This is a genomic window from Alistipes megaguti (assembly GCF_944320325.1).
In the GTDB taxonomy this organism is placed as follows: domain Bacteria; phylum Bacteroidota; class Bacteroidia; order Bacteroidales; family Rikenellaceae; genus Alistipes; species Alistipes megaguti.
Genome location: NZ_CALUHA010000006.1, coordinates 1 through 21,761, shown reverse-complemented (window position 1 = coordinate 21,761; position 21,761 = coordinate 1). Strand labels below are relative to the sequence as shown.

General features: G+C 60.9%; 25 protein-coding genes and 1 tRNA gene. 10 read left to right on the top strand and 16 right to left on the bottom strand.

Going from position 1 to position 21,761, the window contains the following annotated elements:
- Nucleotide 1: 1 nt before the first annotated feature.
- From def to PUQ42_RS02720, 3 genes are read right to left on the bottom strand one after another with little or no spacing between them, the layout of a single operon-like run.
- Nucleotides 2-547 carry a peptide deformylase gene (def, locus tag PUQ42_RS02730; RefSeq protein WP_273370777.1) on the bottom strand — a complete coding sequence of 182 codons (546 nt, stop codon included), beginning with the start codon at nt 545-547 and terminating at the stop codon, nt 2-4.
- Nucleotides 544-957: a Holliday junction resolvase RuvX gene (gene ruvX / locus PUQ42_RS02725; RefSeq protein WP_087311703.1), complete on the bottom strand. Its 414-nt coding sequence runs from the start codon at nt 955-957 to the stop codon at nt 544-546. The genes def and ruvX overlap by 4 nt, the downstream gene beginning before the upstream one ends.
- A 22-nt stretch (nt 958-979) precedes the next feature.
- On the bottom strand, nt 980-2,524 hold the full coding sequence (locus tag PUQ42_RS02720) for a glycine--tRNA ligase (RefSeq protein WP_087405101.1): 1,545 nt from the start codon (nt 2,522-2,524) through the stop codon (nt 980-982).
- 352 nt (nt 2,525-2,876) lie between these two features.
- On the opposite strand from PUQ42_RS02720, the gene PUQ42_RS02715 reads away from it, so the two are divergent.
- Both PUQ42_RS02715 and PUQ42_RS02710 read left to right on the top strand, forming a co-directional pair.
- Nucleotides 2,877-3,248 carry a BACON domain-containing protein gene (locus tag PUQ42_RS02715; protein ID WP_420534944.1) on the top strand — a complete coding sequence of 124 codons (372 nt, stop codon included), beginning with the start codon at nt 2,877-2,879 and terminating at the stop codon, nt 3,246-3,248.
- A 20-nt stretch (nt 3,249-3,268) separates the two neighbouring features.
- On the top strand, nt 3,269-3,490 hold the full coding sequence (locus PUQ42_RS02710; RefSeq protein ID WP_273370768.1) for a hypothetical protein: 222 nt from the start codon (nt 3,269-3,271) through the stop codon (nt 3,488-3,490).
- A 328-nt stretch (nt 3,491-3,818) separates the two neighbouring features.
- Here PUQ42_RS02710 and PUQ42_RS02705 read toward each other — a convergent pair whose 3' ends face one another.
- The 4 genes from PUQ42_RS02705 to PUQ42_RS02690 form a co-directional block, all read right to left on the bottom strand.
- Complete coding sequence (locus tag PUQ42_RS02705) at nt 3,819-4,457, bottom strand: JAB domain-containing protein (RefSeq protein ID WP_273370766.1); 639 nt, start codon at nt 4,455-4,457, stop codon at nt 3,819-3,821.
- A 398-nt stretch (nt 4,458-4,855) separates the two neighbouring features.
- Nucleotides 4,856-5,629, bottom strand: coding sequence for a ribonuclease III (gene rnc, locus PUQ42_RS02700; RefSeq protein WP_232009173.1), 774 nt, complete (start codon nt 5,627-5,629; stop codon nt 4,856-4,858).
- Between the two features lie 26 nt (nt 5,630-5,655).
- A complete protein-coding gene (gene fabF / locus PUQ42_RS02695) occupies nt 5,656-6,903 on the bottom strand; it encodes a beta-ketoacyl-ACP synthase II (RefSeq protein ID WP_122120472.1) in 1,248 nt (415 codons plus the stop codon).
- Nucleotides 6,904-6,943: 40 nt separating this feature from the next.
- Nucleotides 6,944-7,180, bottom strand: coding sequence for an acyl carrier protein (locus PUQ42_RS02690; RefSeq protein WP_018694937.1), 237 nt, complete (start codon nt 7,178-7,180; stop codon nt 6,944-6,946).
- 177 nt (nt 7,181-7,357) lie between these two features.
- Between PUQ42_RS02690 and pepE the strand changes: the two genes are divergently transcribed.
- From pepE to PUQ42_RS02670, 4 genes are all read left to right on the top strand, one after another.
- Nucleotides 7,358-8,059 carry a dipeptidase PepE gene (gene pepE / locus PUQ42_RS02685; protein WP_122120471.1) on the top strand — a complete coding sequence of 234 codons (702 nt, stop codon included), beginning with the start codon at nt 7,358-7,360 and terminating at the stop codon, nt 8,057-8,059.
- Between the two features lie 62 nt (nt 8,060-8,121).
- On the top strand, nt 8,122-8,964 hold the full coding sequence (locus PUQ42_RS02680; RefSeq protein WP_122120470.1) for a prephenate dehydrogenase: 843 nt from the start codon (nt 8,122-8,124) through the stop codon (nt 8,962-8,964).
- A gap of 2 nt (nt 8,965-8,966) precedes the next feature.
- Nucleotides 8,967-9,347, top strand: a complete 381-nt coding sequence (locus tag PUQ42_RS02675) for a YraN family protein (protein WP_232009172.1) — start codon at nt 8,967-8,969, stop codon at nt 9,345-9,347.
- A gap of 134 nt (nt 9,348-9,481) precedes the next feature.
- Nucleotides 9,482-10,711: a 3-deoxy-D-manno-octulosonic acid transferase gene (locus tag PUQ42_RS02670; protein ID WP_273370714.1), complete on the top strand. Its 1,230-nt coding sequence runs from the start codon at nt 9,482-9,484 to the stop codon at nt 10,709-10,711.
- A gap of 511 nt (nt 10,712-11,222) precedes the next feature.
- On the opposite strand, the gene PUQ42_RS02665 is transcribed toward PUQ42_RS02670, so the two are convergent.
- Nucleotides 11,223-12,509, bottom strand: coding sequence for an L-cysteine desulfidase family protein (locus PUQ42_RS02665; RefSeq protein WP_273370711.1), 1,287 nt, complete (start codon nt 12,507-12,509; stop codon nt 11,223-11,225).
- A 54-nt stretch (nt 12,510-12,563) separates the two neighbouring features.
- On the opposite strand from PUQ42_RS02665, the gene PUQ42_RS02660 reads away from it, so the two are divergent.
- Both PUQ42_RS02660 and PUQ42_RS02655 read left to right on the top strand, forming a co-directional pair.
- Entirely contained in the window at nt 12,564-13,190 is a 627-nt protein-coding gene (locus tag PUQ42_RS02660; protein ID WP_087405550.1) for an NUDIX hydrolase, read from the top strand.
- A gap of 20 nt (nt 13,191-13,210) precedes the next feature.
- On the top strand, nt 13,211-14,065 hold the full coding sequence (locus PUQ42_RS02655; protein ID WP_122120466.1) for a 4Fe-4S dicluster domain-containing protein: 855 nt from the start codon (nt 13,211-13,213) through the stop codon (nt 14,063-14,065).
- Between the two features lie 122 nt (nt 14,066-14,187).
- Here the strand turns inward: PUQ42_RS02655 and PUQ42_RS02650 are convergent, their stop codons facing one another.
- From PUQ42_RS02650 to PUQ42_RS02625, 6 genes are all read right to left on the bottom strand, one after another.
- On the bottom strand, nt 14,188-15,378 hold the full coding sequence (locus PUQ42_RS02650) for a transglutaminase-like domain-containing protein (protein ID WP_122120465.1): 1,191 nt from the start codon (nt 15,376-15,378) through the stop codon (nt 14,188-14,190).
- Nucleotides 15,375-16,109 (bottom strand): copper homeostasis protein CutC, encoded by a 735-nt coding sequence (locus PUQ42_RS02645; protein WP_122120464.1) that lies wholly within the window; start codon nt 16,107-16,109, stop codon nt 15,375-15,377. Before PUQ42_RS02645 ends, PUQ42_RS02650 begins: the two co-directional genes overlap by 4 nt.
- A 74-nt stretch (nt 16,110-16,183) precedes the next feature.
- Nucleotides 16,184-16,762 (bottom strand): LutC/YkgG family protein, encoded by a 579-nt coding sequence (locus tag PUQ42_RS02640; protein WP_273370706.1) that lies wholly within the window; start codon nt 16,760-16,762, stop codon nt 16,184-16,186.
- Nucleotide 16,763: 1 nt separating this feature from the next.
- The gene (locus tag PUQ42_RS02635; protein ID WP_273370703.1) at nt 16,764-18,134 is read right to left on the bottom strand and encodes a lactate utilization protein B; all 1,371 of its coding nucleotides are present in this window, start codon (nt 18,132-18,134) and stop codon (nt 16,764-16,766) included.
- Complete coding sequence (locus PUQ42_RS02630; RefSeq protein WP_273370700.1) at nt 18,131-18,871, bottom strand: (Fe-S)-binding protein; 741 nt, start codon at nt 18,869-18,871, stop codon at nt 18,131-18,133. The genes PUQ42_RS02635 and PUQ42_RS02630 overlap by 4 nt, the downstream gene beginning before the upstream one ends.
- A 304-nt stretch (nt 18,872-19,175) precedes the next feature.
- Complete coding sequence (locus tag PUQ42_RS02625) at nt 19,176-19,613, bottom strand: Hsp20/alpha crystallin family protein (protein ID WP_087311735.1); 438 nt, start codon at nt 19,611-19,613, stop codon at nt 19,176-19,178.
- Between the two features lie 409 nt (nt 19,614-20,022).
- Here PUQ42_RS02625 and PUQ42_RS02620 point away from each other — a divergent pair, with 409 nt between their 5' ends.
- Nucleotides 20,023-20,622 carry a GNAT family N-acetyltransferase gene (locus PUQ42_RS02620; RefSeq protein WP_273370697.1) on the top strand — a complete coding sequence of 200 codons (600 nt, stop codon included), beginning with the start codon at nt 20,023-20,025 and terminating at the stop codon, nt 20,620-20,622.
- Nucleotides 20,623-20,705: 83 nt separating this feature from the next.
- Here PUQ42_RS02620 and PUQ42_RS02615 read toward each other — a convergent pair whose 3' ends face one another.
- Both PUQ42_RS02615 and PUQ42_RS02610 read right to left on the bottom strand, forming a co-directional pair.
- Nucleotides 20,706-20,939: a helix-turn-helix domain-containing protein gene (locus PUQ42_RS02615; RefSeq protein ID WP_122121634.1), complete on the bottom strand. Its 234-nt coding sequence runs from the start codon at nt 20,937-20,939 to the stop codon at nt 20,706-20,708.
- Between the two features lie 126 nt (nt 20,940-21,065).
- A complete protein-coding gene (locus PUQ42_RS02610) occupies nt 21,066-21,476 on the bottom strand; it encodes a hypothetical protein (protein WP_162992865.1) in 411 nt (136 codons plus the stop codon).
- A 213-nt stretch (nt 21,477-21,689) separates the two neighbouring features.
- On the opposite strand from PUQ42_RS02610, the gene PUQ42_RS02605 reads away from it, so the two are divergent.
- Nucleotides 21,690-21,761: transfer RNA gene (locus tag PUQ42_RS02605), tRNA-Phe, on the top strand.

The following is a 21,761-nucleotide window of genomic DNA, read 5'->3' as shown; positions in this document are numbered from 1 at the left end:
GTTATCGCGTTTTGTAGGCACAACGGAACTTTCCCTTGGCCAGATTCAACAGTTTGCTCTTGAGCAGCTGACGACGCAGCGGCGAGATGCGGTCCGTAAAGACCTTGCCCTGGATGTGGTCGTACTCATGCTGGATGACCCATGCCTTGAGCCCCGTGAACTCCTCGTCGTACTCGACGAAGTCCGTATCCTGGTAGCGCATCCGGATCCGCAGCGAACGCTGCACGTCGGCATAGATCCCCGGAAACGAAAGGCAGCCTTCGTTATAGATCTTCGTCTCCTCGGAGTATTCATAGATTTCGGCGTTGACGAAGGCCCGCTTGTAGTCGGCACACGACGGGTCCTCCTCGGCCCACGGCGTACAGTCAACCACAAAGAAACGCAGATTCTTGCCCACCTGCGGGGCTGCAAGCCCTACGCCGCCCGCCTCGTCGAGGGTCAGGAACATGTCCTCCTCGAACTTCTTCACGTCGAGCGTCTCGGGCGTGACGGGTGCACACGCCTTGCGAAGCACCTCGTCTCCATAGATCACTATCGGGTAAATCATCGGTTGAATTCCATGTAACTTTGTAAAATAATCGTCGCGGAGATCTTGTCCACCAGCGCCTTGTCACGCCGCGCCATGCGTCCGATGCCACTCTGGAGCATCGTGCGGTGGGCCAGCACCGAGGTGAAGCGTTCGTCGTGAAAGACCACCTCCTTGTCGGGCCACGCTCGCTGCAGGCGGCGCGCCAGCGGCTCGATGAAGCGCCACGTTTCGGAAGGCGTGCCGTCCATCTGCATGGGTTTGCCCATGACGATGGTCGAGACCTCCTCCCGCGCAAAATAGTCGGCCAGCCAGCGTTCGAGATCTCGCGTCGGAACGGTCTCCAATCCCCCGGCAATCAACCGCAGAGGATCGCTCACAGCGATCCCCGTACGTTTGGTGCCGTAGTCGATGGCCAGAATCCTTCCCATGTCGGATGGCGTCGCGCGGCGACTACAGATTCAGTTTCTTGAACAATTTGCGGTAGGAGCACTCCTCGTCGACCAGGGCCGGCAGGGCCTCGATCTTGACGCGCTCCTGCTGCATCGTGTCGCGGTGACGGACCGTCACCGTACCGTCCTCGAGCGTCTGGCCGTCAACCGTCACGCAGAACGGCGTACCGATGGCATCCTGACGGCGGTAGCGTTTGCCGACGGAATCCTTCTCGTCGTAGGCCACGTTATAGTCGTACTTCAGCAGGTCGACGATCTTCTGCGCCACTTCGGGCATGCCGTCCTTCTTCACAAGCGGCAGGATGGCCACCTTCACCGGTGCCAGTGCGGCCGGGAAACGCAGCACAACACGCGTATCGCCGCCCTCGAGCTGCTCCTCGGTGTAGGCCGCCGACATCACCTGCAGGAACATGCGGTCGACACCGATCGAAGTCTCCACCACGTAGGGTACGTAGCTCTCGCCCGTCTCCGGATCGAAATACTGCATCTTCTTGCCCGAATACTTCTGGTGATTGCCCAGGTCGAAGTCCGTACGCGAGTGGATGCCCTCGACCTCCTTGAAGCCGAACGGGAAGTTATATTCGATGTCGGTGGCGGCGTTGGCGTAGTGGGCCAGCTTCTCGTGGTCGTGGAAACGGTAGTTGTCGTCGCCGAAGCCCAGCGCACGGTGCCAGGCCATACGCGTGTTGCGCCACTCGTTCCACCACTGCATCTCGGTGCCCGGGCGAACGAAGAACTGCATCTCCATCTGCTCGAACTCGCGCATGCGGAAGATGAACTGACGAGCCACAATCTCGTTGCGGAAGGCCTTGCCGATCTGTGCGATACCGAACGGAATCTTCATGCGGCCGGTCTTCTGCACGTTCAGGAAGTTGACAAAGATGCCCTGGGCCGTCTCCGGGCGCAGGTAGATCGTCGACGAACCTTCGGACGTCGAACCCATCTGCGTCGAGAACATCAGGTTGAACTGACGTACCTCGGTCCAGTTGCGCGTACCCGAGATCGGGCAGGCAATCTCGCAGTCGAGGATGATCTGCCGCAGCCCGGCCAGATCGTTGGCATTCATCGCCTCGGCATAGCGGCGGTGAACCTCGTCACGCTTGGCCTGCGTCTCGGCCACACGCGGCGACGTGGCCCGGTACTTGGCCTCGTCGAAGTCCGCTCCGAAACGCTTGCGGGCCTTCTCGACCTCCTTCTCGATCTTTTCATCCTGCTTGGCGATCCAGTCCTCGATCAGCACGTCGGCACGGTAGCGCTTCTTCGAGTCCTTGTTGTCGATCAGCGGGTCGTTGAACGCTGCCACGTGGCCCGATGCCTCCCAGGTCTTGGGGTGCATGAAGATCGCCGCGTCGAGCCCCACGATGTTCTCGTGCAGCTTGACCATCGAATCCCACCAATAGCGCTTGATGTTGTTCTTCAACTCGACGCCGTTCTGTCCGTAATCGTAGACCGCACCCAGACCGTCGTAGATCTCGCTCGACGGGAATACGAATCCGTACTCCTTGCAGTGAGCGACCAGCTTCTTGAAAAGTTCTTCCTGAGTCATCGTATTTTGAATTTACTGATTTTTCCGATTTGTTCTTCCAAACGACAAAAATACAAAATAAAAAGAAATTGACACCTTCCGCTCCCGATTTATTTCCTATTTGTCACAACGGACGGCCCCGGATCGGGCAAACCGCCGCAAACAACGTCCAATCTCAAGACTCACGATGATGAAAACATGCAGGCCCCTTGCGCTGCTGCTGGTTTCCACGCTGCTGCTGGCGGCCTGCGGCGACAATGACAAAACCCAGGCGGGCGACTTCGGACAGATTCAGATTCCCGACGTTTCCCAACTGGTCCAGATGGCCGAAGCCGAAGCCGAAACGGGAAGCTCCAGCGTAACCTTCACCACCCTGGCAGCGTGGAGCACCTCGATCCGCGAAACGCGCACCGAAACGCCCGAATGGATATCAATCTCGCCCAACCACGGCGACCTGGCCGGAGACTATACCATACGGATCACCCTGCAGCCCAACTTCGGACAGCAATCCCGCACGGCCATCATCCCATCACCTGCGGCTCGACGCAGATCGAAATCTCCGTTACGCAGAAGGCCCCCGCAGACGGGTCGGACGAGGGGCACTACATCTACCAGGATAACAGCTGTTCGCAGATCCGGTGGACGAAGAACGGCACGCAGGAGTTCACCTAAGACGCGAATGTCCACAAGCAGACATACGAGTACGAACGGCTCAACCAGCTTCAGACCATCGATCCGGGGCTGATCTTCATCTACGACTCCGACATGCTGCGCAGTCTGGGACTGCTTGGTCCGACGGGTAACATGCTGCCTGTCAAGGTGGTCACGACGCTGACCAATGGCGAGAAGGTGACCGGAAATCTCTCCTACACCTACCACAGTCTCGACAACTGGCAGCGGGGCGAGGAGATCGACGGCATGGAGTTCACCCTGCGTAACAACCTCGTCTCGGAGTACCGCTACGTATTGACCTATCTGGGAATCTGAACCGCTCCCGACCACAGTACAAAAAAACGACGGCATCCCTCGATGTCGTCGTTTTTCGCTTTCTCGGGATAACTCCGAAAACAATTTTCTCATGGGGCCGTCCGACCGGAAGTTCCCCTTGCGGGCTGCCGCCCGAATGCCCGCCTAACCCATGGAACGCTATCCCAAGGGCCGCTGTCAGCCGGCCAGTCCCCGTCTGCCTCCGTCTGTCCCTGCCGTCTGCCCCGGTCACGCTCGGCCTGCCCCGTCTGTCCCGGTGGCCCCGGTGGCCCCGGTGGCCAACCATCGAGAACTCTCGGGTATTCCGTCCAACCCGCCCCAAGGCCGGTTATCCGATCAATCCCGCCTCCCGAAACGAAAAGTCCCCGCCGCCGCGGGCTATGATCACGTGATCCAGCAGCCGAATGTCAAACAGTGCAGCCGCCTTGGCAATACGTTCGGTCAGCGCCCGATCCTGCGCACTCGCCTCCGGACTCCCCGAAGGGTGATTGTGAATCAGAATAAGCCGCGTGGCGAGCAACTCAAGGGCCCGTTTGGCGATCAACCGGTGATCGACCACCGTCCCTGTCACCCCGCCCTGACTCACCCGTTGGCGCTCAATGATGCGATTGGATGAAGTGAGATAGACTACCCAGCACTCTTCGTGGGTCAGGCGTTCAAGTTGCGGACGAAACAACCGCACCACATCATCGCTCGTTGCAATGGAGTCGGACTCCCCCGCCCCTTCAGCCGCCACCCTGCGGCCCAACTCGGCGGCCAACAACAGATTTCGGGCCCGCCTGAGCCCCATTCCGCCCACCATGCGCAATCGGGCTTCCGGTTCGCGGGTCATGCGTGCCAACGAACCCCCGTAAGTTGCCAACAACATCTCGGCCAGTTGTTCGTCCTCGATCAGCAACGACAACAACTCCTGGTCGTCGAGAGACTCGACGCCTCGTGAAGTCATCTTGCTGCGTATGTTCTCCATGATTTTTACGGTTTTCTTTCCAGACACCTGTCAGTCCCGCAATTCAGGCATATTCCAAGCTACTCGGTACGGCCCGATCCGTGCCCCCGGTACGACTCTCCCGGGCTGTAATCCCGGTCAGCTGTCTCTGTCTGCCTCCGGTCAGCCACCTCCGTCAGTCCCCGGTCAGCCCCTCCGTCAGTCTGTGGTCAGCTCCTTCTGTCAGCCCCCGGTCAGCTCCTTCTGTCAGCCCCCGGTCAGCTCCTTCTGTCAGTCCCCGGTCAGCTCCTTCTGTCAGCCCCCGGTCAGCCCCCTCTGTCAGTCTCCGGTCAGCTCCTTCTGTCAGCCCCCGGTCAGCCCCCGGTCAGCTCCTTCTGTCAGCCCCCGGTCAGCCCCCTCTGTCAATCCCCGACCCCGGGTCAGTGAGAAAGACGATCGACCTTGTCCAGTAACAAGGCGCACTGCTCGTCGGTCAGATACTGCGACACAGAAAAGGCGGCATGCTGTTCGGCCTCCTTCTTCGAATCGCCCGCACCGTGGCCAACCTCCATGTCGTCGACAAGCACCGTGCAGTAGAAGACCGGACGGTTGGCCGACGAACCCTTTTCGTTCTCCGTACGGAAAAGCACCCGGTGGCGGTTCTTCTGGCACCACTCGATCAGGCGGCTCTTGAAATCGGTCTCCGATTCGGTCAGCTCCTCAAGGTCCAGACAGCGGTAATAGATGCGGTTGATGAGCAGCCGGTTGACAAAATCGTACCCCTGATCGAGGTAGACGGCTCCCATCATCGCCTCGAAGGCGTCGCCGAAGATGTGTTTCTGGGCAATGCCCGCTCCGCCGTTCGAAATCACGTAGCGGTCCAGGCCCAGCTTCACAGCCAGGGCATTGAGCGACTGCCGCGACACGATTTTCGAGCGCAGCTGGGTCATGAAGCCTTCGTCGCGATCGGGATATTCGATGAAGATATAGTCGGAAGTTACGGCCTCGATCACCGCGTCACCCAGGTATTCGAGGCGTTCATTGTTGATCGCACGGCCGTCTTCCAAAACCAAAGAAGCTGACTTGTGAATCAAAGCCAGCTTGTAAAGTTCGACGTTGTGCGGAATGAATCCGAACAAGTCGTCGACCATTTTGTAATACGCCCGGTCACGCCCGAAATTCCGCCGTAGCGGACGCAAGAGAAAATCAATCACTGCGCGGACGTTTTTTAGGGGGGGGGTTAGAGCTTGCGGAAGATCACCGTCGAGTTGTGACCGCCGAAGCCGAACGTATTGCTCAGACAGCACTTCACGTCACGTTTCTGTGCCTGGTTGAGCGTCAGGTTGAGTTTCGGATCGATCGCCGGATCGAGGTGCTCGCAGTTGATGGTGGGAGGCACGACTCCGTGCGTCATGGCGAAGATGCAGGCCAGCGCCTCAACGGCTCCGGCGGCACCCAGCAGGTGACCCGTCATGGACTTCGTCGACGAGATGTTGACGTTGTAAACGTGGTCGCCCAGAACCTCCGCTACGGCCTTCAGTTCGGGAAGATCGCCGGCAGGGGTCGATGTGCCGTGAACATTCACATAGTCGATATCCTCGGGGCGGATGCCGGCATCCTTGATGGCATCGCGCATGGCCTTGATGGCCCCCTTTCCTTCGGGGTGCGGAGCCGTGAAGTGGTAGGCATCGGCCGAAGCGCCGCCGCCGATGATCTCGCAATAGATCTTCGCTCCACGGGCCTTGGCGTGCTCGTACTCCTCGAGAATGAGCGCTCCGGCTCCTTCGCCGATCACGAAGCCGTCACGGTCGGCGTCGAACGGACGCGAAGCGTGCTGCGGATCGTCGTTACGCGTCGAGAGTGCCTGCATCGAGTTGAATCCCCCGACGGCCGGTTCGTTGACTGCGGCTTCGGAACCGCCGGCAACCATCACGTCGGCCTTGCCGTAACGGATGGTGTCGAAGGCGGCGATCATGCCGTGGTTCGACGAGGCGCAGGCCGATACCGTACAGTAATTCGGACCCATGAAGCCGTACTTCATGGAAATGAACCCGGCGGCGATATCGGCAATCATGCGGGGAATAAAGAATGGGCTAAACCGCGGGGTTCCTCCCCCTGCGGCATAGCCTAAACACTCATCGAAGAACGATTTGAGTCCTCCGATACCCGAGCTCCAGATCACACCGACCTGCTCCTTGTCGATCGTCTCCAGATCGAGAGCCGAATCCTCCACGGCCTGCGTGGCGGCAATCAGAGCATACTGCGTAAAGAGGTCGTATTTGCGGACCTCCTTGCGGTCGAAATGCTGTGCCGGATCGTAATTTTTTACTTCACAAGCGAATTTGGTCTTAAATTTTTCCGCGTCAAAATGAGTAATGGGTGCGGCACCGCTGACTCCCTTCTCCAGATTGGAAAAATACTCTTCAATATTATTACCGAGCGGGTTGATCGTTCCGATGCCCGTAACAACTACTCTTCTTTCCGTCATAAATTCAAGCCTTATTCCGTGAACGTATTTTCTTGGTTAATTATTTCTTGTGCTCCTCGATGTACTTGATGGCGTCACCTACGGTAGCGATCTTCTCAGCGTCCTCATCCGGGATCTGGATATCGAAAGCCTTCTCGAACTCCATGATCAACTCTACGGTGTCGAGCGAGTCTGCGCCCAGGTGGTTGGTGAAGCTGGCTTCGGGTACTACCTCCGACTCCTTGACACCCAGCTTGTCGACGATGATCTCGACAACTTTTGATTGAACTTCTGACATAATCTTAAGTTTTTAGTTAAACAATTATAGGGAATAGTTTCAATACATTTCCCGGGTAATTTTGCGCAAAAGTAACACTTTTTTTATTACTTTTGACAAAACGGCCCGATTTTTTATTCACAACTTTTTCGACATTTAGCACAAAAACATACACAATAATTTAAGAATCACCGAATTATGAAATTGCTTCTGATCTCGAATTCGACCAATGCCGGCGAAGAATATCTGCGCTATCCGCTGCCCGAAATCGGCCGCTTCCTTGCCGGGATTCACGAAATAGCCTTCGTCCCCTACGCCGCCGTGACCTTCTCCTACGCCGACTACGAAAAAAAGGTCCAGGCCCGTTTCGACGAACTCGGAATCCGCGTCCGCTCGGTCCACCGGGCCAAGGATCCCGCTGCGATGATCCGCACGGCCGAAGCCGTCTGCGTCGGCGGCGGAAATACCTTCGCCCTGGCCCGCAAGATGCAGCAGCAGGGGCTCATGAAGGCTATTCTGGGCCGAATCCGCGCCGGAGTGCCCTACGTCGGCTGGTCGGCCGGCAGCAACGTCTGCTGCCCCACGATCTCGACGACGAACGACATGCCCATCGTCCAGCCCGAATCGTTCCGCGCCATCGGAGCCGTCAGGTTCCAGATCAACCCCCACTACCTCGATGCCAACCCCGCGGGCCACGCCGGAGAAACGCGCGAACAGCGTATTCTGGAGTACATCGAAGCCAATCCGCGCCGTTGGGTCGTCGGACTGCGCGAAGGATGCATGCTGCGCCTCGAGCAGGGAAGGATGGAACTGATCGGCAGCCGTCCGATGCGTGTATTCCGCAAAGGAGTCGAGACCTTCGAGGTCGAACCCGGAGGCGACCTCTCGTTTTTATTATAAATAGGTATCGAAGGGAAGGGGCGTCGTTCTCCACCCCTCAAAAGGCATAAATTCCACCACTGATGAAAGTCATGATCGTCGGACTGGGCCTCATCGGAGGTTCGTTCGCTCTCTCGTTGCGCGACCACGGACTCGCCGACGAGATCCTCGGGGTCGAAAACTCCGAGGAACATGCTGCGGAGGCCCTCCAGCTGGGGTTGGCCGACCGCATCGTTCCGTTCGAAGAGGGAATCGCACAGGCCGACCTCACGGTGCTGGCAACCCCCGTGGACACCATTCCGCTGCTGGCCGTCAAGGCCCTCAACCGCGTCTCGGACCGCCAGGCGGTCATCGACATGGGTTCGATCAAGGGCGAGTTGTGCGAGGTGATCTCGATGCACGCCCGGCGGAGGCGTTTCGTCGCCGTACACCCGATGTGGGGCACGGAGTACAGCGGCCCGAAGGCCGCCCAGCACGGTGCCTTCACTGGCCGTCACGTCGTCTTCTGCGACACGGAACACAGCGATGCCGATGTCCTGCAGACTGTCGAGCGGATCTTCCGCACGCTCCGGTGTCCGGCCATCTACATGAATCCCGAGGAACACGACCTGCATGCGGCCTATGTCTCGCACATCTCCCACGTCTCGTCGTTCGCCCTGGCGCTGACCGTCCTCGAAAAGGAGCTCGAGGAGCGTCACATCTTCGATCTGGCGGGCGGAGGTTTCGAAAGCACCGTGCGGCTGGCCAAGAGTTCCGCCACAACGTGGGTGCCCATCCTGCTGCGCAACAAGTACAACGTCCTGGACGTCCTGCGCGAACACATCCACCAGCTGCAGGTGCTGCGCAAGATGCTCGAGAGAGACGATGCCGAGGGGCTCCGACAGGCCATCGAACGAGCCAACTCCATCCAACGGATCATCCACTGATAATGACGGATCATCCACTGATGACGACGGCCGAAACGGGACGCATCGGCGAAGAGGCCGTAGCCGACTATCTCCGCCAGAAGGGCTTCTCGATCCGGGCGCGGAACTGGCGGCAGGGGCACTACGAACTGGATCTGGTGGCGCTGCGCGACGGGATTCTCCACATCGTCGAGGTCAAGACCCGCCATGCGGGATCGCTCACCCCGCCCGAGGCGGCGGCCACACACCGCAAGTTCCGCGCCGTGAGCCGCGCCGCTGCCGGTTACATCCGCGCCGTCGGGTGGAAGGGCGACGTGCAGTTCGACGTGGCGGCCGTGGAGCTCGACACAGACGGGGGCGTCCGCATCGACTGGATCGAAAGCGCCTGGGAGTACAACTGGTAATTTGGCGTTTAAGACAATTTATACTATCTTTGCCCTGCCAAACGCCTCCGGGAACTCCCGGTGTGACGACCGGCTTGAGAGGTGAAAACGAAAATCAAGAAATTCCTGGAAAAATTCAACACCATAGACTGCTGATGTGGCTCTATAATTTCGGTCTGTTGCTTTACGTTTGGGCAATCCGTCTCGTGGCCCCGCGCCACCGGAAGGCCCACCTTTGGCTCGAAGGACGCAAGGACCTCTTCCGCAGAATGCGGGAAACCATCGACCCCGCGGCGCGTATCGTCTGGATACACGTCGCTTCCCTCGGAGAGTTCGAACAGGGACGCCCCATCATCGAACAACTCCGCAAATTACATCCCGAATACAAGATCCTGCTGACCTTCTTCTCCCCCTCGGGTTACGAAATCCGAAAGGACTACAAGGGCGCCGACTACATCTTCTACCTGCCGCTCGATACCCCGCGGAACGCCCGCCGTTTCCTCGATGCCGCACATCCCGACGTGGCCATCTTCGTCAAATACGAATACTGGTTGAACTTGTTGCGCGAACTCCGCCGCCGGAAGGTCCGCACCTATGTCGTCTCGGCCATCTTCCGCCGCAATTCGGTCTTCTTCCGCCCCTACGGCGGTCTGTGGCGCCAGGCCCTGGAGTCGTTCGACGTGATGTTCGTCCAGAACGAAGAGTCGAAGAAACTCCTCGCCACACTCGGTTTCGACAACGTCCTCGTGGCCGGCGACACACGATTCGACCGTGTGGCCGAAATCGCCCGCGCCGCCAAGCATGTCGATATTGTCGAACGCTTCAAGGGCGAAGACCGCCTCTTCGTGGCCGGATCGACCTGGGGCCCCGACGAAGAGCTGCTGATCCAACTCATGAACGACAACCCCGACGTGAAGTTCGTCATCGCCCCCCACGAAATGGACGAGACGCGCATCGCCCGGCTCATAGCCGAAACGCGCGGCGGCGCACTCCGCTACACGCAGTGCACCTCGCGAACGGGATACGGAACCCGGCAACTGCTGATCCTCGACACGGTGGGGCTCTTGTCCTCGGTCTACTCCTACGCCACGTGGAGCTACATCGGCGGGGGATTCGGCGTCGGAATCCACAACACGCTCGAGGCCGCAACCTTCGGGCTCCCGATCGCCTTCGGCCCCAACTACCAGAAGTTCAAGGAGGCCCGTGACCTCGTGACGCTCGGTGCGGCCCGTTCGGTGACCTCCTACGAGGAGCTGCGGAGCTGGTTCATTCCCCTGCGTGACAACGAGGAGTTCCTGCAGAAGACCTCCCGCATCGCCAAGGACTACACCACCCGTCATCAAGGGGCCACAAACATCATCGTCAAGACCATCTTCCCGCAATAACCGGAGGGGGGGGGTATTAGGGACCGGAAAGAGGCAGGGCCGCAGAGACCGAAAGGGACCGGCCGGACAGAAAAAGGGCAGCAGAGACCGAAAGGGGACTCCGGACAAAGGCAGAGTCGCAGAGAGCGGGAGGAGCAGAAAGAGACTGAGCCGCAGAGACCGGGAGTGCCGAAATAATGTGCCGGAGTGGCAAGTCTGTCTCTCACGGAGAAGAGGAAAAACCGCACCGCATAAAGACAAACAGGCGGGGCCATCCAATCGGATGGCCCCGCTTTCCATATCCGGAGGATTGTGTCAGGCGACCGTCTCACCTGTCGTTTCTGACACCCCTGACGTTCCTGTCGCCCTTCCTGGCCGTTTCTGGCATCCACCGGTCGTCACTTGTCGCTTCCGGGCTCACGACCGTTTCTGGCACCCTCTCACGCCTCGGTCGTCTCTGGTCGCCCTCTCACGCCTCAGACACCTCTGTCGCCCTCTCGCGCCTCGAACACCTCGGAACGCACCACTCCGGTCAACACTTGTGGGTCATAATGTTGAGCACCAGACGGTCGGTCTCGTTCATGCCGTCACGACCGATCTTCGTCAGATTGCGGATACAGCGGTCGACATCCTCTTCGATGATCCCCTCGACGGGCGTCACACACTGCCCGTCCATGGCCATCATCGCCGAAAGAACGGCCGTCGAAACACCGCTCGTGAGCTTCATCGCACAACTCGGTTTCGCACCGTCGCAGATCATACCCGTCAGATTGGCAATCATGTTCTTCACCGCAGCGGCGACCTGGTCGTACCCTCCGCCCATCAGATAGACAATGCCGCAGCTCGATCCCGTCGCAGCCACCACGCAGCCGCACAGGGCCGACAGCCGACCCAGACTCTGCTTGATGTAGATCACCGTCAGATGGCTCAACGTCAGCGCCCGGATCGTCTGCTCCTCCGTGGCGCCGGTCTCCCGCGCGTAGACCGCCACGGGCATCGTCGCCGCAATCCCTTGGTTGCCGCTTCCGGAGTTGCTCATTACCGGAATCATCGCCCCGGCCATGCGCGCATCGCACGCCGCAGACGTATAGGAGAGAATCCGCGTGAAGATGCTGTCGCCCATCACCCGCTGCTCGCGGTCGCAGCGCAGCGTGCGCCCCACGCTGTGACCGTAATCCCCCGAGAAGGCCTTCTCGGCGGCAGCCCAGTTCAGGCGCCGCGATTCGAGAATGAAGCGGATCTCGTCGAGCGGCGTGGTCGTGGCAAACTCCCATACTCGGCGCAGCGTCAGCGAAACATCGCCCGACTCCGTCTCCGACGAAGCCCCGCCCCGCTTGTCGAGCTGCACCTCGCCGTCGTGCTCGACATAGACGAACGTCGTATGTCCACCGGCAATGACGGCCTGCGCCTCGTGGCCTGCCGCCACAACCTCCACTTCGATATAGAGTTTTTCCGAGATACCCTCCTTCAGCTCGATGGTGATGCGCTTCTCTTCGATCATCCGCCGTCCGCGCTCCACCGCCTCGGGCGTCACGTCACGCAACACCTCCAGCTGATACTCCGAGCGTCCGATCAGCGCCCCGAGCGCCACGGCAATCGGCAGGCCGATCATCCCCGTACCCGGAATGCCGACTCCCATGGCATTCTTCAGGATATTGGCACTCAACCGGACGGCGATCCGTTCGGGCTCGGCGCCCAGCGTTTCCGTCGCACGTGCCACGCACAGCGCTACGGCGATCGGCTCGGTACACCCGATGGCCGGAATGACCTCGCGATGAATCAGATCAATGATTTGCTTGCGTTCAGACTCTGGTAGCATAGACTTTTGGGTTTAGCGAAAACAAAGATACTATTTTTTCCCTATTTTTGCAGCATGAAAGATCCCGAAGATCGCAAATGGAGGGTACTCTCGAGCGAATACCTCTTCCGGCGGCCGTGGCTCACCATACGGCACGAGAGCCTCGAGCTGCCCGACGGGCGCCGTGTGCCCGACTATTACGTCCTCGAATACCCCGACTGGGTCAACGTCACGGCCATCACGCGCGACGGACGCTTTGTCCTGATCGACCAGTACCGCCACGGTCTGGGCGAAACCTCCTACGAGATTCCGGCCGGTTGTGCCGAACCCTCCGACGCCTCGATGCTGGACGCCGCACGGCGCGAGCTGGCCGAAGAGACCGGTTATGGCGGCGGGGAGTGGCGTCTGCTGACAACCGTAGCCCCGAATCCCGCCACGCAGAACAACCTCACCCACTGTTTCCTGGCAACGGGCGTCGAGCGTCTCGGTGATCAGCACCTCGATCCTACCGAAGATCTGCGCGTTCACCTGATGACGCGCGGCGAGGTGCTCGAACTGCTCCGCACCAACCGCATCCGACAGGCACTGATGGCCGCACCGCTGTGGCGCTACTTCGCCGAACACCCCTCGCCCGACAACTCCTGTCCGCTTGACGGCACGCCGGCCGGACATGACTCTGCAGAGACCGACGCCCAAGCATAACCCGTAACACGACACACACCATGCAACCATACGATTCAATCCAGACACTCTTCTTTTCGCCGACGGGAACCACCAAACGGGTGGTCCAGGCCATCGCCCACGGAATCGCCGGCCCGAAATCGGGAACTTCCGCAGCCCCGACCCTGCGAAACCTCGACCTGACCTATACGGAGGCCCCCGCGGCACAGATCGCCCGGAAGAAGGTGACGATTCTGGCCGTTCCGGTCTATGGCGGGCACGTGGCCCCGACGGCCCGACAACGGCTCGAAGGGATTCATGGCGCCGGAGGTCCGGCCGTGGTGGTGGTCGTCTACGGCAACCGCGCCTTCGAACACGCCGCCGTGGAGCTGGCCGAACTGGCCCGCCGGCAGGGTTTCGTGCCCATAGCTGCGGCGGCCTTTGTCGGCGAACACTCCTACTCGTCGACGGCCACGCCCATTGCCGCCGGACGTCCCGATGCGGCGGATCTGGCCGCCGCCGAGGAATTCGGCCACAGGGTGCGGCAAAAGCTCGACCGCGGAGACCTCTCGCCGGTCGATGCCTCCCGGCTGAAGGAGCGTCCTACCCCACTCTTCGCCACGCTGCGTTTCATCGGATTCGCCCTGGGCTACCTCTGCCGACAAAAGCGTAATCCGGTCGTCTATCTGCCGGAGTGCGACGCCGCGCTCTGCACCCACTGCGGGCGTTGTGCGGCCATCTGTCCCGTCGGGGCTATCGCGCGCGGCGACGAAACCCGCACCGACCCCGCACGCTGCATCCGCTGCTGCGCCTGTGTCAAGGGGTGCCCCGTCGGTGCACGCACCTTCTACACCCCCTTTGCCGCCGCGCTGTCTCGCAACTTCGCCCGTCGCAAGGAGCCCGTCACCCTGCTGTAGGGACCAGGAAGAAGCCAATCGAAGGAGCGTAAAAGATTCCCGGAAAATCTCCTAAGAATCCCCTGACAAAAAACGGACGCTCCCTGACGGAAGCGTCCGTTTATCAGATCCGTGGGCGTCGGCTACTCCATGTAACCCACCACCGAGAGGGGTTCCTCGCCCACCTCGATGGTCACCTGCGAGGCCTCACCCCGCGCATTCTCGTAGCGGAACGTATAGGTGCGATTCTTTTCGAGCAGGATCCGGTAACCGTCGTTCATGTCCTGCAGCGGCCCCGCCGTGCGTCCTCCGCCCACCTGTTCGGCTCCGCAGAAGACATCAACATTCGCGGCAACACGGCCTTCGGACATTCCTTCAAGAGCCCGGTTGCGGTACATCGTGAAGCGCACCTCGACGTGCGTCTGCCGGGCCCGGCGCAATTCGCTCACCTCCCGGTAGGCGGCCCGATAGCGCGAGGTCACCTCCACGGCGTGCACGTCGTGCGACGACTCGTTCCACACCATCGGGAACCAGTCGCCCGTCGGGTGGAACGACACGGCATAGACGGCATGCTGACGGTCGCCCTCCGTAGCCTGTCCGGCATCGGCCAGAAACCACGCCCGGTCGTAACCCGGAAAGTAGTACTCCGTAAAGTGCCAGGCGTCGTCGAACCACACCTCCGTCCAGCTGTGGTTGCCGCGGTTGTCGTGCCAGGCCGCCGTCCCGACAAAGCGCGCCGGGATACCCACAGCCCGCAGCGCGTCGACCAGCAGCACCGAGAGCCCCGTGCAGGAGGCCATGTGCTGGCGCATCGACTCCGAGGGGCTCTGGTTGGTCTTCTCGCGGCGCGTGTTGTACTCCACGCCGACCCGTTCGACGATGGCCCGGTTGACGGCCTCGGCCGCCTCGCGCAGCGTCCGGCATCCGGCCACGCAGGGCGTGAAGCGGTCGAAAAAGTCGCCGCGCCACGCATCGCGCACCTCGTCAACCACGGCATAGGGCAGCACCTCGTTCAGAAAGAGCGAATCGGGCAGCGCCTTCGTCCAGGGAAACACTTCGCGGGCCTTGCAGGCGTAGGCCACATTCTCGCGCAGCAGGTCGAGGCGCATCGTGTCGCGGTCGCCCTGCGGCATCCAGGCCACCAGCCACGCCATCGCTTCGCGCTCCTCGCGGGGCGTCTCGCGCAGCAGGTGTCGCAGGCTGTCGGCGCGCGGGCACTCGGCCAGCGCCGCATCGAGCAGCGGATCGTACGTTTCGGGAATGCCGCTTCCGTAGCGGCTGCCACCGCAGGCGCACAAACCCAGGCAGGCAATCAGGGTCAGCAGTCGTATCATCGTTCAAGAGCTTTGAGTATTTCCCGGATCTTCGCCTCGTCGGCGCACAGCGTCGCATATTCGGGCACCCCGTCGAGTCCTCCCATCGAGACCTTCGGATTGCGGTAGTGCATGCGGCTCTCGCGCCAGCCCCGGGCACTGAAGTGCAGCGCATCGACCCCCGTTGCGGCCAGCTGCCGCGCATTGGCGGCATTCACGCCGCTGCCGGCCATGATCTCGATGCGCCCCGCGGCCCGCGTGACCAGTTCGCCGAGGGTCGCAATCCCCTCCACGGCCGTATTGCTTCCCCCGGAGGTGAGGATGCGCCGGCATCCGCACGCGATGACCGTCTCAAGCGCCGCCATCGGGTCGCGCGTCATGTCGAAGGCCCGGTGGAAGGTCACCTCCAGCGCTCCGGCCTCGGCCACCAGACATGCCGTGCGCACGCGGTCGACCTCGCCCTCCGGAGTCAGCAGCCCCAGCACCACGCCGTCGGCCCCGCATTCACGGGCGAAGCGGATCTCTTCGGCCATCTGCGCGACCTCGTCATCCGTATAGCAGAAATCGCCGCCTCGCGGGCGGATCATCACCTGGAGACGGATCCCCTCCACACGGCGCGCCCCGCGGATCGAGGCGGCCGAAGGGGTCGTTCCCCCCTCCCACGGCGAAGCGCAGAGTTCCACGCGGTCCACCCCCGCACGTGCCGCCGTACGGCACGATTCGACAGAGTAGGCACACAATTCGGTTTTCATCGTTCTTCGTTTTTTCCGAAAGAGGCGGCCGCCACGATGCGGCAACGCCCTCGCATTCATCCTTTCCCGCCCGGTTACCGGAGCACGACGGTGACCGTCATCGGTCCATGGGCGCCGAAAACCAGCGCCTGCTCGATGTCGGCCGTCTTCGAAGGACCCGACATGAAGCATCCGTAGCCGAAGTCGTCCACCTCGGGACGCACGACGGCCTCCTGCATCGTATCGACCAGCGCATCGCGCGGAATGACGATCATCAGCGACGTGGCGCCGAAGTAGAGCGCCTTGTGGCGGATATCCTGCGCAATCCATACGGCGCCGTTCTCCGCTACGCCGAACGAGCCGCGCACCACGCCCAGATCCACGTCGACCAGTTGGCGCGGATCCTCCACGCGGTCGGGATCCACCGTTGCCGAGGTCACCTCGGGCAGCGTCGAGGCGATGCGCCGCGCCTCGGGGTAGAGGCGGGCGATCAATCCGTCGAGCGTCTCGCCCGGCTCCATCCGCACGGCCGTACCGCCCGCAGCCTCGAGCCGCTCGACAAACGTCTGCTCGCGGTCGGCAAAGCGCTGCGGAACGAAATCCATCGTCGGGCGCGGCCGGACGGCCATGCCGTCCGCCGCCAGACTCTTCAATATCTTCTCCTTGCTGTTCATCTTACTTGTTCGCTTTCTCTTTTTTCCACCAGGCGTTGAAACTCTGCCCCGCAATGGGCGGCAGCGCACGTCCCGGTGCACTCCACGGATTCAGGCCGCTCTCGACCAGCCCCCGGGGCAGCTTCTCGGCCAGGTGTCCCAGCGCAATGCTGCCGTAGAAGCGGTGACGGCCCCCCATGATGAAGTCCATCCCCTTGACGGCCGCCTTCTTCATCGGATCGGCAAGACCCATGCCGTCGAGCCGCTGCCGCCACTCGTAAATCTGCTCCCCGAGGTCAATCTTCGCCGGGCAGACGCCCGAACACGAGTAGCACAGCGAGCAGGCCGAGACGTTGCCGTGATAGAGCTTCGGCGAGCGCAGCATCCCGAGGTTGATCCCCAGCGGGCCGGGGATGAAGTACGAATAGGAGTAGCCGCCCGAACGCCGATAGACCGGACAGGTATTCATGCAGGCGCCGCATCGCAGGCACTTGAGCATGTTGCGGTGCGCCTCGTCGGCCAGCCACTCCGAACGGCCGTTGTCGACCAGAATGACATGGATCTGGCGGCCCGGGTCCGGCCGCCGGTAGAGCGACGTGTAGGTCGTCACGGGCTGTCCCGTACCCGAACGCGCCAGCAATCGCGTGAAGACCCCCAGCGCCTCCATGTCGGGAATCACCTTCTCGATGCCCATGATGGCGATGTGCAAATCGGCGAACGAGGTCCCCATGTCGGCATTGCCCTCGTTCGTGCAGACGGCCAGCGCCCCGGTCGAGGCCACGGCAAAGTTGACACCCGTCATCGAGACGTCCGCCTCGAGGAACTTCTGCCGCAGGGCGCGCCGTGCGGCATGGGTCAGATAGGTCGGGTCGCTGTTGCCCGCCTCGGTCCCCATCTTGCGCTCGAACAGCGCCCCCACCTCCTCTCTGCGCACGGCGATGGCCGGCAGCACAATATGGCTCGGCGGCATGTGCAGCAGCTGCATGATCCGCTCGCCCAGGTCGCTCTCCACGGCCTCGACGCCCCGCGCCTCGAGGTAGGGCGTCAGCCCGCACTCCTCGGCGAGCATCGACTTGCTCTTGACGAGGCGCCGTCCGCCGTGGCGGCGGATCAGCTCCCACACCGTTTCATTCATCTCGGCGGCATCCGCGGCCCAGTGGACCTGCATGCCGTTGGCCGTGGCGTTGCGCTCGAACTCGCAGAGGTAGTCCCCCAGGCGGCTCAGCGTATGCAGCTTGATCTCCGACGAGAGGCGCCGCAACTCCTCCCACTCGGGCACCGTCTCCATCATCCGGTCGCGCTTCCCGCGCACGGCGTACAGCGCCCGGTCGTGCCAGGCCAGCCGTTCGGCATCGGCCACGAATCGTTTGGCGGCTTTGGAATGCGTACTCATGACCTCGAATTGAGAATTTCAACCATGTGGATCGTCCGGATCGGAAGCTTCTCCCGCGTGATGATCCCCTGCATGTGCATCAGGCACGACGAATCGGCCCCCGTGATATACTCCGCTCCGGTGTCGATGTGGCGGCCGACCTTCGCACGGCCCATGGCCACCGAAACCGCGTTCTCTTCGACGGAGAACATTCCGCCGAAGCCGCAGCACTCGTCGCGCCGCTCGGGCTCCACCACGTCGATCCCCTCGACCAGCGACAGCAGGTCGCGCAGCTTCGAGTGGTAGAGAACCTTCTCCTCGCTCGGCGACGAGAGCCCCATGCGCCGCACGCCGTGGCAGGAGTTGTGGAGGCTCACCCGGTGCGGGAAGCGGGCATCGAGCCGCGTCGGGCGCACCACGTCGTGCAGAAACTCGCAGATCTCCCAGATCCGCGCATCGACGCAGGCGTGTTCGCGGTAATCCTTCAGCAGCCGCGGGTAGCCCTCGCGCACGAAAACCACGCAGCTGGCCGACGGCCCTACCACGTAGTCATAACGCGCAAAGAGTTCGTTCATGTGTTCGGCCAGGGCCCGGGCATCCTTCTCGAAGCCCGCATTGGCCATCGGCTGGCCGCAGCAGGTCTGATCCAGGGGGTAGTCCACCTCGCAGCCGACCCGCTGCAGCAGTTCGTACGAGGCGCGACCCACCTCGGGGTAGACCGCATTGATATAACAGGGAATGAACAGTCCGACCTTCATCCGTTCTTGTTGTTCGCTTGTTGTTTGTTATGGGTATGTTCGGTTCTGCGTCCGCCGCGCCGGGGCGCACGAACGCACCGTCAAAGATAGCCGTTTTTTTTCATAGCTGTTCCCCCGCAGGGCACTTTTCCTCGCACGAAGGCGGCTTTTCCGCTCGCCGGAGGGCTCTTCTCCCCGTCGTCCGTCGCGCTCCGCCGGGCCCGGCCCCCCCGAAAGGCGGCCGGCCGGAGAGGGCCAGGCCGCATACGGGCAAAAAAAAGAGAGCCCTGCTCTCGCAGGGCTCTCAAAGGCCGTTTGTCGACGATTATTTGATCTCGATCTGACGAGCCACAGCCGAAGCTTCCGTCTCCTTCTTCTTCGGGAGGTCGATACTCATCACACCGTTCTCCACTTTCGCGGAGATCTTCTCACGCTCGACATTGTCAGGAAGCAGCAGGTTCTGCTGGAACTGCGTGTAGGAAAACTCCCGACGCAGATACGTGCCTTTGTGCTTCTTGTCCTCCTCCTTCTCCTCGCTGTGCTTCTCCATCGAGATGACCAGCTCGTTGTCCTCGTTGATATGAACCTTGAAATCCTCCTTGGTCATACCCGGAGCGGCAACTTCGACCTTATACTCGTCGTCATTCTCGATGATGTTCACAGCCGGAGCCGTTGTGTTGCGGCGTTCCATCAAGAAATCGTTGTTCAGCAAATCGTTGAAAATACTCGGCAACCAGTTTTGATTACGTCTTACAGGTACCATAATTAAATCCTCCTTGGTTTATTTTAGTTTAACATTTTCTTATTCTTCCCCGCCTCTTTCGAAGCGGTTTCACCCCCTATCCGATCAAATCGTGTGCCACGACCAAAAATCCAGAAAATTGTCAGAAATTGTCACATATTGTCCGATTTTGTGTCAAAAAGTGACAAAAAGTCAGCGACGACGAGGTGACAAAACGCCATGTCCGACCGCCCGGAACGCCCGGAACAGGCTTTTTCACCGGTGCGGAGGCTGCACCGCGTCGGAACTTTTCGTATCTTTGTCGGAAACGGAATGCGCTTGGCACGATCCGTCCCCCGAAAATGCCGTCCGCCGGATGGTCGGCGCGCCCCTCGGACAACGGACTTTGGCACGCACGTCCGCCCGAACCTCCGCAAAAGATCGACTCGTCATGGAAAAAACACGCTTCCGAAGCGCCGCTGCCGGCGATATACCCCGCATTCTGGAGATCATCCGCCAGGCCCGGCACCGCATGGCCGCCGCCGGAAGCCAGCAATGGCAGGACGGCTACCCCGCTCTCGACGACATTGCCGCCGACGTGGTGCACGCCTGCGGATATGTGCTTTGTCACGCCGGAGAGGCCGCCGGACATACATTTGCAGAGTCCGGCTCCGGAGAGAACCGCCCGGAAAATGGCAACAGAAAGGAGGAGCCGATCGTCGCCTACGGAGCCATCCTCTTCGACGGTGAGCCCGCTTATGCCGAGATTCGGGGCGCATGGCTCACCGCCGGGCCCTATGTGGTCGTCCACCGGCTGGCCGTGGCCGACGAGGCGCTGGGGCACGGACTGGGGACGGAATTTCTCCGCCATGCCGCCCGTCTGGCCCTTGAGCGCGGCATCCGCGCCTTCCGCATCGACACCAACTTCGACAACCACCGCATGCTGCGCATCCTCGCGCGCAACGGATTCACCCGCTGCGGGACGATCCGCTACCGCAGCGGCCAACGCGAGGCCTTCGAGAAAATTCTCCTTCGGGAAGCAGCCGACTGACAGGCCCCGGTTCACCGCACGCGACAGACACAAAAAAACCGGGGCCAAAGCCCCGGTTTTCAGACAGTGAACGGGCGGACCGTTCATTTACGCGTCACGACCTCCCTGAAGAAGTCCTCCAGCGAGATGTGGTAATAATCGCACAGATCAGCCAGCGTCGTCAGCAATATGCTGTGACGGCCGCTCTCGATACGGCCGATATTGAGGCCGGTATCAAACCGGACGCTCTCCTGAGTCAGGCCCTGGGCACGACGGATCGACTTCAACCGCTCCACGACCTGCTCCACCAAAATGTCATTACGTCGTTGTCGTTTCATGTTACAAAGGAGCGGATTTCTGCTCTCAAAAGTTACTACACGCTTGTGAGAGCCCGCCAACAAAAGAGATTTCTTTTCGGCAACAGGCCCCGCAGCACCGAATCACGGGGGAAGATGGCCGCCGACTCACTCGGCCACAACCGGGACGGGGACGACCGAAGAGGGTTGCTGCACGGGGGCCGAGACGATGCTGTCGACGACAAACTTCGTGAAACCGCGCCAGGGAAGCGCCCCGAAATACTCCTTGTAATGCAACTCGACGGTCCGGCCACCGAGGAGCATCAGTTCACGGGCCAGCGCCTCGTCGTCGACCGAAAATTCAAACTCGTAGGACTGGATCGTACCGGCCGTCCGGGATCGGATCCCCGACTGGATGAGCTTGCCCTCGTAGGTCTTGAAAAGAACCCCCTTGTAGACGACATAGTTCAGTTCTCCGCTCTTGACCCCTTCGCCAAAGACAAAGTAGAAGCGGAAATAGAAAAAGAGTGCCAGCCCTGCGACAAGCACTGAAAGGGTGATGATCCAAAATTTCTTCATGATCGGCTCCTTGAGGATACGGATACAAAGGTAGCAAATTTCGCGGATCGCAGGGGCACGGACCGGAAAAATAATTCTGCCGAAGGGAAATTCGGCGGCATCGGGAAGGGGTAAAGGCGAAAAAACACGATATTTTTCGAGCAAAGATTTGCAGAATGATTTTTTTTGTTTACCTTTGCACCACGATAAAACCGAAAGGCCTAATCGTCGGATGGTGCCATAGCTCAGTTGGTAGAGCAAAGGACTGAAAATCCTTGTGTCCCCGGTTCGATTCCTGGTGGTACC

What these genes read in the sequence shown, in the direction of transcription:
- def (WP_273370777.1), bottom strand. Translation starts at nt 547, where the DNA reads ATGATTTACCCGATAGTGATCTATGGAGACGAGGTGCTTCGCAAGGCG.
- ruvX (WP_087311703.1), bottom strand. Translation starts at nt 957, where the DNA reads ATGGGAAGGATTCTGGCCATCGACTACGGCACCAAACGTACGGGGATC.
- PUQ42_RS02720 (WP_087405101.1), bottom strand. Translation starts at nt 2,524, where the DNA reads ATGACTCAGGAAGAACTTTTCAAGAAGCTGGTCGCTCACTGCAAGGAG.
- PUQ42_RS02710 (WP_273370768.1), top strand. Translation starts at nt 3,269, where the DNA reads ATGCTGCGCAGTCTGGGACTGCTTGGTCCGACGGGTAACATGCTGCCT.
- PUQ42_RS02705 (WP_273370766.1), bottom strand. Translation starts at nt 4,457, where the DNA reads ATGGAGAACATACGCAGCAAGATGACTTCACGAGGCGTCGAGTCTCTC.
- fabF (WP_122120472.1), bottom strand. Translation starts at nt 6,903, where the DNA reads ATGACGGAAAGAAGAGTAGTTGTTACGGGCATCGGAACGATCAACCCG.
- PUQ42_RS02690 (WP_018694937.1), bottom strand. Translation starts at nt 7,180, where the DNA reads ATGTCAGAAGTTCAATCAAAAGTTGTCGAGATCATCGTCGACAAGCTG.
- pepE (WP_122120471.1), top strand. Translation starts at nt 7,358, where the DNA reads ATGAAATTGCTTCTGATCTCGAATTCGACCAATGCCGGCGAAGAATAT.
- PUQ42_RS02680 (WP_122120470.1), top strand. Translation starts at nt 8,122, where the DNA reads ATGAAAGTCATGATCGTCGGACTGGGCCTCATCGGAGGTTCGTTCGCT.
- PUQ42_RS02675 (WP_232009172.1), top strand. Translation starts at nt 8,967, where the DNA reads ATGACGGATCATCCACTGATGACGACGGCCGAAACGGGACGCATCGGC.
- PUQ42_RS02670 (WP_273370714.1), top strand. Translation starts at nt 9,482, where the DNA reads ATGTGGCTCTATAATTTCGGTCTGTTGCTTTACGTTTGGGCAATCCGT.
- PUQ42_RS02665 (WP_273370711.1), bottom strand. Translation starts at nt 12,509, where the DNA reads ATGCTACCAGAGTCTGAACGCAAGCAAATCATTGATCTGATTCATCGC.
- PUQ42_RS02660 (WP_087405550.1), top strand. Translation starts at nt 12,564, where the DNA reads ATGAAAGATCCCGAAGATCGCAAATGGAGGGTACTCTCGAGCGAATAC.
- PUQ42_RS02655 (WP_122120466.1), top strand. Translation starts at nt 13,211, where the DNA reads ATGCAACCATACGATTCAATCCAGACACTCTTCTTTTCGCCGACGGGA.
- PUQ42_RS02650 (WP_122120465.1), bottom strand. Translation starts at nt 15,378, where the DNA reads ATGATACGACTGCTGACCCTGATTGCCTGCCTGGGTTTGTGCGCCTGC.
- PUQ42_RS02645 (WP_122120464.1), bottom strand. Translation starts at nt 16,109, where the DNA reads ATGAAAACCGAATTGTGTGCCTACTCTGTCGAATCGTGCCGTACGGCG.
- PUQ42_RS02640 (WP_273370706.1), bottom strand. Translation starts at nt 16,762, where the DNA reads ATGAACAGCAAGGAGAAGATATTGAAGAGTCTGGCGGCGGACGGCATG.
- PUQ42_RS02635 (WP_273370703.1), bottom strand. Translation starts at nt 18,134, where the DNA reads ATGAGTACGCATTCCAAAGCCGCCAAACGATTCGTGGCCGATGCCGAA.
- PUQ42_RS02630 (WP_273370700.1), bottom strand. Translation starts at nt 18,871, where the DNA reads ATGAAGGTCGGACTGTTCATTCCCTGTTATATCAATGCGGTCTACCCC.
- PUQ42_RS02625 (WP_087311735.1), bottom strand. Translation starts at nt 19,613, where the DNA reads ATGGTACCTGTAAGACGTAATCAAAACTGGTTGCCGAGTATTTTCAAC.
- PUQ42_RS02620 (WP_273370697.1), top strand. Translation starts at nt 20,023, where the DNA reads ATGGAAAAAACACGCTTCCGAAGCGCCGCTGCCGGCGATATACCCCGC.
- PUQ42_RS02615 (WP_122121634.1), bottom strand. Translation starts at nt 20,939, where the DNA reads ATGAAACGACAACGACGTAATGACATTTTGGTGGAGCAGGTCGTGGAG.
- PUQ42_RS02610 (WP_162992865.1), bottom strand. Translation starts at nt 21,476, where the DNA reads ATGAAGAAATTTTGGATCATCACCCTTTCAGTGCTTGTCGCAGGGCTG.